Annotated in this window: 7 protein-coding genes; 5 read left to right on the plus strand and 2 right to left on the minus strand. The window is 67.6% G+C overall.

The annotated features are described in order from the left end of the window. Genes atpD through ASG69_RS13550 form a run of 3 tightly spaced genes read left to right on the plus strand, consistent with a single transcriptional unit; the run spans window position 1 to window position 2309 of the window. Window positions 1–1452, plus strand: coding sequence for a F0F1 ATP synthase subunit beta (atpD, locus tag ASG69_RS13540; RefSeq protein WP_027507215.1), 1452 nt, complete (start codon window positions 1–3; stop codon window positions 1450–1452). Window positions 1453–1458: 6 nt separating this feature from the next. After that, window positions 1459–1827 (plus strand): F0F1 ATP synthase subunit epsilon, encoded by a 369-nt coding sequence (locus ASG69_RS13545; RefSeq protein ID WP_027507214.1) that lies wholly within the window; start codon window positions 1459–1461, stop codon window positions 1825–1827. A 47-nt stretch (window positions 1828–1874) separates the two neighbouring features. Continuing rightward, a complete protein-coding gene (locus ASG69_RS13550; protein ID WP_231476479.1) occupies window positions 1875–2309 on the plus strand; it encodes a DUF2550 domain-containing protein in 435 nt (144 codons plus the stop codon). A gap of 24 nt (window positions 2310–2333) precedes the next feature. Here ASG69_RS13550 and ASG69_RS13555 read toward each other — a convergent pair whose 3' ends face one another. Continuing rightward, complete coding sequence (locus ASG69_RS13555) at window positions 2334–2915, minus strand: cob(I)yrinic acid a,c-diamide adenosyltransferase (RefSeq protein WP_027507212.1); 582 nt, start codon at window positions 2913–2915, stop codon at window positions 2334–2336. 65 nt (window positions 2916–2980) lie between these two features. Between ASG69_RS13555 and murA the strand changes: the two genes are divergently transcribed. Continuing rightward, on the plus strand, window positions 2981–4234 hold the full coding sequence (murA, locus tag ASG69_RS13560; RefSeq protein ID WP_027507211.1) for a UDP-N-acetylglucosamine 1-carboxyvinyltransferase: 1254 nt from the start codon (window positions 2981–2983) through the stop codon (window positions 4232–4234). A gap of 18 nt (window positions 4235–4252) precedes the next feature. Here murA and pdxR read toward each other — a convergent pair whose 3' ends face one another. After that, window positions 4253–5662 (minus strand): MocR-like pyridoxine biosynthesis transcription factor PdxR, encoded by a 1410-nt coding sequence (pdxR, locus tag ASG69_RS13565; protein ID WP_056448494.1) that lies wholly within the window; start codon window positions 5660–5662, stop codon window positions 4253–4255. Window positions 5663–5757: 95 nt separating this feature from the next. Between pdxR and ASG69_RS13570 the strand changes: the two genes are divergently transcribed. Further along, complete coding sequence (locus ASG69_RS13570; protein WP_235578957.1) at window positions 5758–6453, plus strand: pyridoxamine 5'-phosphate oxidase family protein; 696 nt, start codon at window positions 5758–5760, stop codon at window positions 6451–6453. Window positions 6454–6871 lie beyond the last annotated feature (418 nt).

Raw genomic sequence — 6871 nt, forward strand, 5'->3', positions numbered from 1 at the left:
ATGACCGCAGCAGTAACCGATAGCACGGGTTCCGGCGCCAAGTCGTCCGAGAACGGGCGCGTCGTGCGCGTCATCGGTCCCGTCGTCGACATCGAGTTCCCCCGTGGATCCATCCCCGCGCTGTTCAACGCGCTGAACGCAGAGATCGAGCTGAAGGCCGTCGCCAAGACGCTGACGCTCGAGGTCGCACAGCACCTCGGCGACAACCTCGTGCGCACCGTGTCGATGCAGCCCACCGACGGCCTCGTCCGCGGCACCCCCGTCGTCGACTCCGGCAAGCCGATCTCGGTTCCCGTCGGTGACGTCGTCAAGGGCCACGTGTTCAACGCCCTCGGCGACTGCCTGGACAGCCCCGGACTCGGCCGTGACGGCGAGCAGTGGGGCATCCACCGCAAGCCCCCGGCCTTCGATCAGCTCGAGGGCAAGACCGAGATCCTCGAGACCGGCATCAAGGTCATCGACCTCCTGACCCCGTACGTCAAGGGCGGAAAGATCGGTCTGTTCGGCGGCGCAGGCGTCGGCAAGACCGTGCTCATCCAGGAGATGATCACCCGTATCGCGCGTGAGTTCTCCGGCACGTCGGTGTTCGCCGGCGTCGGTGAGCGCACGCGTGAGGGCACCGACCTCCACCTCGAGATGGAGGAGATGGGCGTTCTGCAGGACACCGCCCTGGTGTTCGGTCAGATGGACGAGCCGCCGGGCACGCGTATGCGCGTCGCCCTCTCGGCTCTCACCATGGCCGAGTACTTCCGCGACGTGCAGAACCAGGACGTGTTGCTCTTCATCGACAACATCTTCCGGTTCACGCAGGCAGGCTCCGAGGTCTCCACTCTCCTCGGCCGCATGCCGTCCGCCGTGGGCTACCAGCCCACCCTCGCCGACGAGATGGGTGAGCTCCAGGAGCGCATCACCTCGACGCGTGGTCGTTCCATCACGTCTCTGCAGGCGATCTACGTGCCCGCCGACGACTACACCGACCCCGCACCGGCGACGACCTTCGCCCACCTCGATGCCACCACCGAGCTGTCGCGTCCGATCTCGCAGAAGGGCATCTACCCCGCTGTCGATCCGCTGACGTCCACCTCGCGCATCCTGGAGGCGTCGATCGTCGGAGACGAGCACTTCCGCGTCGCCAACGAGGTCAAGCGCATCCTGCAGAAGTACAAGGAGCTGCAGGACATCATCGCCATCCTCGGTATGGACGAGCTGTCCGAGGAGGACAAGGTCACGGTCTCCCGTGCCCGTCGTCTGGAGAAGTTCCTCGGCCAGAACTTCATCGTCGCCGAGAAGTTCACCGGTGAAGAGGGTTCGGTCGTGTCGCTGGCCGACACCATCGAGGCGTTCGACAAGGTCACCAAGGGCGAGTACGACCACCTTCCCGAGCAGGCCTTCAACAGCTGCGGTGGACTCGACGACGTCGAGGCCGCAGCCAAGAAGATCTCCGGAAAGTAGTCCGAGATGGCTGAGATGGACGTCGAACTGGTCGCAGTCGAGGAACGCCTGTGGTCGGGAACGGCCACGCTGGTCAGCGCTCAGACCACCGAGGGCGAGATCGGCATCATGGCCGGACACGAGCCGGTTCTCGGTCAGTTGATCGAGGGCGGCACCGTGGCCATCACGACGGGCGACGGTGAACGGCGCGTCGCCGCCGTGCACGGTGGTTTCCTGTCGGTCACCGGCCGGACCGTCACCATCCTCGCCGAGTCCGCCGAGTTCGCGGAGGACATCGACGTCGAGGCTGCGCGGTCCGTGCTGTCCGAGGGCTCCGACGACGAGGAGGCGCTCGCGATCGCACGCGGGCGTGTCCGCGCGGTCGAGCGGGCCTAGGTACACGAGAAGAAGCCGCGGCGGGTTCCGAAGAGATGACGTCCTGGATGACAGTGCTTGTCGTTCTGGTCGTGCTGCTCGGAGGGCTCGCCGCGGCTTTTCTGTATCGGTTGGTGCTTCTCCGCCGCGGGGGCACTGCCGTGATCCTGCGCAGTCTTCCCGCCGCAGCGGGAAGTGGGTGGCGTCACGGCATCGTCCGTTACGGCGAGAACGTGCTCGTGTTCTACAAGCTGTCGAGTCTGCGTCCGGGTCCGGACCGCCGCATGATCCGCCAGACTCTGATCCAGGGCGAGCGGCGCAGTCCGCAGAGCTCCGAGTTCGACATCATGAGTGACGAGACCGCGATCGTCGAACTCGACGCGGGGGACCGCCGCTACGAGATCGCCATGGAGCGTGGCCCGTTCACTGCATTCACATCGTGGCTCGAGTCGAGGCCGTCCGACCGGTCGCAGCGCAACATGCCGGGCAGCGGCCCGGCCTGACACGTCGCTCGCTCGGGCCCGTGGTCAGTCGCGCGAACGCTCGCCGCCCGGCTTCCACAGGACGTCGCCGTCCGGGTTGGTGACCCGCCCGAGAATGAACAGCAGATCCGACAGTCGGTTGAGATAGGTCGCCGGCAGCGGCCCCGTCGTCTCGGGATGTGCCTCGACAGCGGCCCACGCCGCCCGCTCCGCCCGTCGCGCGACGGTGCGCGCCTGGTGCAGAAACGCGGAAGCAGCCGTCCCGCCCGGAAGGACGAAGGAGGTCAGCGGCGCGAGAGTGTCGTTGAACTCGTCGCACCACGTCTCGAGCCGCGTGACGTACTCCGGCGTGACGCGCAGCGGTGGGTACTTCGGGTTCTCCTGGATCGGAGTCGACAGGTCGGCTCCGGCATCGAACAGATCGTTCTGGATCCGGCGCAACACCGTCGCCACGCCCTCGGGCGGTGATCCGACCGCCAACACCAGTCCGAGAGCAGCGTTCAGTTCGTCGCACTCCGCGTAGGCCACGACCCTCGGGTCGTTCTTCGAGACGCGGGAGAAGTCGCTGAGACCCGTCGTCCCGTCGTCGCCGGTACGGGTGTAGATCGAGGTCAGGTGAACCGCCATGGATCAACCCTACTGGCAGTCGGCCGATGCTCTGATCGACGACCGATGCCTCTACTGTTGACGTCGTGAGTGAACGTTTCCTGGTCACCGGCGGTAGTCGTCTCTCCGGCGACGTGTCGGTCGGTGGGGCGAAGAACAGCGTGCTGAAGTTGATGGCCGCGGCGCTGCTCGCCGAGGGCACGACCACCCTCACCAACTGCCCCGACATTCTCGATGTCCCCCTCATGGCCGACGTTCTCCGTGGGCTGGGGTGCGACGTCGAACTCGAGGGGGATGCCGTGCGCATCACCACCCCCGCAGAGCCGAAGTATCACGCCGACTTCGCGGCGGTACGCCAGTTCCGTGCGTCGGTGTGCGTCCTGGGACCGCTGGTCGCGCGGTGTCGCAAGGCCGTGGTGGCACTGCCCGGCGGCGACGCCATCGGCTCGCGTCCGCTCGACATGCACCAGTCGGGTCTCCGCCTGCTCGGCGCGCACAGCGAGATCGAGCACGGGTGTGTGGTCGCGACAGCGGAGAAGCTGCACGGCGCGACGATCCGGCTGGCCTTCCCGTCCGTGGGCGCGACCGAGAACATCCTGATGGCGGCGGTGCTGGCCGACGGCGAGACCGTGATCGACAACGCTGCCCGCGAGCCGGACATCGCCGATCTGTGCGCGATGCTGAACAAGATGGGTGCTCGCGTCGAGGGTGCCGGAACTCCGACGCTGACCATCATCGGTGTCCCCAGCCTGAAGCCCACCGAACACCGCGTCATCGGTGATCGCATCGTGGCCGCGACGTGGGGCATCGCCGCGGCGATGACCTGTGGCGATGTCACGGTGTCGGGGGTCAATCCCAAACACCTCACCCTCGTGCTCAACAAGCTGAAGGCGGCCGGCAGCACCGTCACCCTGCGCCCGGACGGATTCCGCGTCGTGCAGGAGGAACGACCGGTGGCCGTCAACTTCGCCACGCTCCCGTTCCCCGGGTTCCCGACGGACCTGCAGCCCATGGCGATCGGCCTCGCCTCGGTGGCCAACGGCACGTCGATGATCACCGAGAACGTCTTCGAGGCCCGCTTCCGCTTCGTCGAGGAGATGATCCGGCTCGGTGCCGACGCGCGAACGGACGGCCACCACGCGGTGGTCCGCGGAGTGTCGCGGCTGTCGAGTGCACCGGTCTGGTCCTCGGACATCCGCGCCGGCGCTGGTCTCGTGCTTGCCGGCCTCGTGGCCGACGGCACCACCGAGGTGCACGACGTCTATCACATCGACCGTGGTTACCCGCGGTTCGTCGAGCAGCTGCAGGATCTCGGCGGAGACATCGAACGCGTGCAGTGACGCTCGCGTCGCTGCACGTCAGTCGCCGTGGCGTCGGAGTTCGTCGACCAGAACGGTGAGTGCCGTTCGGAGCTCCGTGTCGGTCAGTCGGCCGTAGCCGATCACCAACCCGCCCACGTCGGTGTGCGATCGAGTGGACAGCGCGACGGTCGGTACCTCGATTCCGCGGTGTGCTGCGCCGCGGGCGACCGCCTCCGCTCGTCTCGGCGACAGGACGAGTGTCGTGTGCATACCCGCGCCCAGGCCACGGAGTTCACCGAACGGCGACAGCGAATCCCGTACTGCCGCATCGCGATCGCGGTAGCGCCGCCGCGCCGCTCGCACCGTGCGATCCCACTCGCCGTCGTCGAGCAGTGACGTCATCGCCGAGCACAGGGGTGTCGACGGGAAGTCGCCCGTGGCCAGGCGGTGGTCGAGCACCGGCCGGACGAGGTACGACGGCAGCACCATCCACCCGAGTCGCACGCCTGCGCCCAGGGTCTTGGCGATGGTGCCGAGGTAGACGACGCGATCCGGATCAAGGTGCGCCAAGGCGGGGAGCGGCGCGACGTCGTAGCGGTACTCGGAGTCGTAGTCGTCCTCCACGACGACGGTGTCGGTGCTCTGCGCATGGGCGATGAGAGCGGCACGACGTCCCACGTCGAGGGTTCCGCCGGTGGGGTACTGGTGAGACGGTGTCACGTACACGGCGCGTGTGGTCTCGGGCGTGGACGCGAGCGTGTCGACCCTCATGCCGCCGGCGTCCACGGGGACGTCGTACAGGTCCCAGCCCATCGCGATCGCCGCGGACGCCGCAGTCCGATATCCTGGATCCTCCATCGCCAGAACAGGTCTCGGTTCCGGACGGTCCGCGCGCATCGCCGCGAGTGCCAGAGTCAGCCCATGGGTGGCACCCGTCGTCACGACCACGCGATCGGGATCGACGCTCATTCCGCGCGCGCGGCCGAGCAGCGAACACACGCTGCGGCGGAGATGGACGGGCCCCGCCGGATCGGGGTAACCGGGGGGAGCGGGCTCCGTGCCGGCGATACGCCACGCCCGCCGCCATGCCGCGGTCGCCGAGGGCGGTGTCCAGGGGATGCCCGGTCGAAGCGCGAGCGTGGGGGGAGCGCTGTCCGCCTCTGCGCGTGGACGCGCGTCGGATACGGCGGCGGTGGTCGGTGTGACGGACCGCAGGTCGGGGGAGACGAACGTGCCGGATCCGGCGCGGCCCTCGATCCACCCCTCTGCGGCGAGCTGGTCGAAGGCCTGATCGGCGACGCCGCGGGAGACCGACAGCTCTGCGGCCAGCGATCGGGTCGACGGGAGACGATCGCCGGCGACCAGAAGTCCGTCGACGATGGCGGTGCGTAGTGCGTCGGCGATCTGCAACGGGAGTGGACGCGTCGAGGATCGGTCCACGGAGAGTGGTAACGCGTGTGAGGCCATGACGTCGATGCCTTCCCGCTGGTCGAAGTGGTCCAGCCGAACAGTATCGAAGTGGACCGTGACGGCGGACCACTGTGATCCGCACACTGATTCGCATGACGATGCACGATGCGCATGGCCGGCGGCCCGACACCTCGCCGACGGCGACAGCTCTCTCCCCGACACCCCGAACCACGTTGCGACGCAACCGAGCTCGCGCCCAGGCGGATCGCGCTGCTCTGACGGACGTGCTCGACGCCGCACAGCTCTGTCACCTCGGAGTGGTGGTGCAGGGAAGTCCCCTCGTCGTTCCGACTGCGTTCGCCTACGACCTGGACGGTCCCGATGCCGAGGGGACGTTGTACCTCCACGGCTCGGTGGCCGCGACGACCCTGGGCGCTCCCGGTGACGTCTGCGTGAGCATCACGGTGCTGGACGGTCTGGTGCTGGCGCGCTCCGCGTTCCATCACTCGATGAACTACCGGAGTGCCGTGGTGCGGGGGACACCCCGTGTCGTGGACGACGAGGGTGAGCGCGCCGTCGCACTCGATCTCATCGTGAACAAGCTGGTCCCCGGCCGGACCGATGTGGTCAGGGCCAACACTCGCAAGGAGCTGGCCGCGACTCGCGTGGTGGCACTGCCGCTGTACGAGGCGTCGGTGAAGGCACGGTCGGGCGGACCGAACGACGACGAGGGGGACATCGCCGCCGGGGGAGTGTGGGCCGGCGTCCTCCCGTTGACGACGCAGGTCGGCGAACCCGTCCCGGCGCCCGATCTGGACGAGATCGGCGCGACATCCCCACCGATGTGAGCGGCGTCATAGTCGGGCTGTCGCTCCAGGGTGAGCGGGCGCGGGCCCCGACATACGCGTTGACCTGGGCCGACGCCGCGTGGACCGCGGAACACCTGCCGATTTGCATGGAGCGGTCCGCAGGCGTAACTTTCTTCGAGTCAGAGCGACACGGACACCGACCGAAGGCCTTCAGGGGCTGGGCGAACGAGGTGGGACGGAGTCGCATGGCCGATCGGACAGAAAAGGTTCGTCTGCACCTCGTGTAGGCTGAGCGTACAGTCCAACTTCCTGATCAACGTGGTGCCTGGTGTTTGACTCGGGTGTTGCGGTGTGGTTAGGCTGGAACGGTTGCCCCGGATCCTCCTGCTTCGTTTGGGTGGTGGTGGTGTGTGCGTGTTCTTTGAGAACTCAACAGTGTGTCGATGAATGTCAGTGC

This window comes from Rhodococcus sp. Leaf225 (assembly GCF_001426145.1).
GTDB lineage: Bacteria > Actinomycetota > Actinomycetes > Mycobacteriales > Mycobacteriaceae > Rhodococcoides.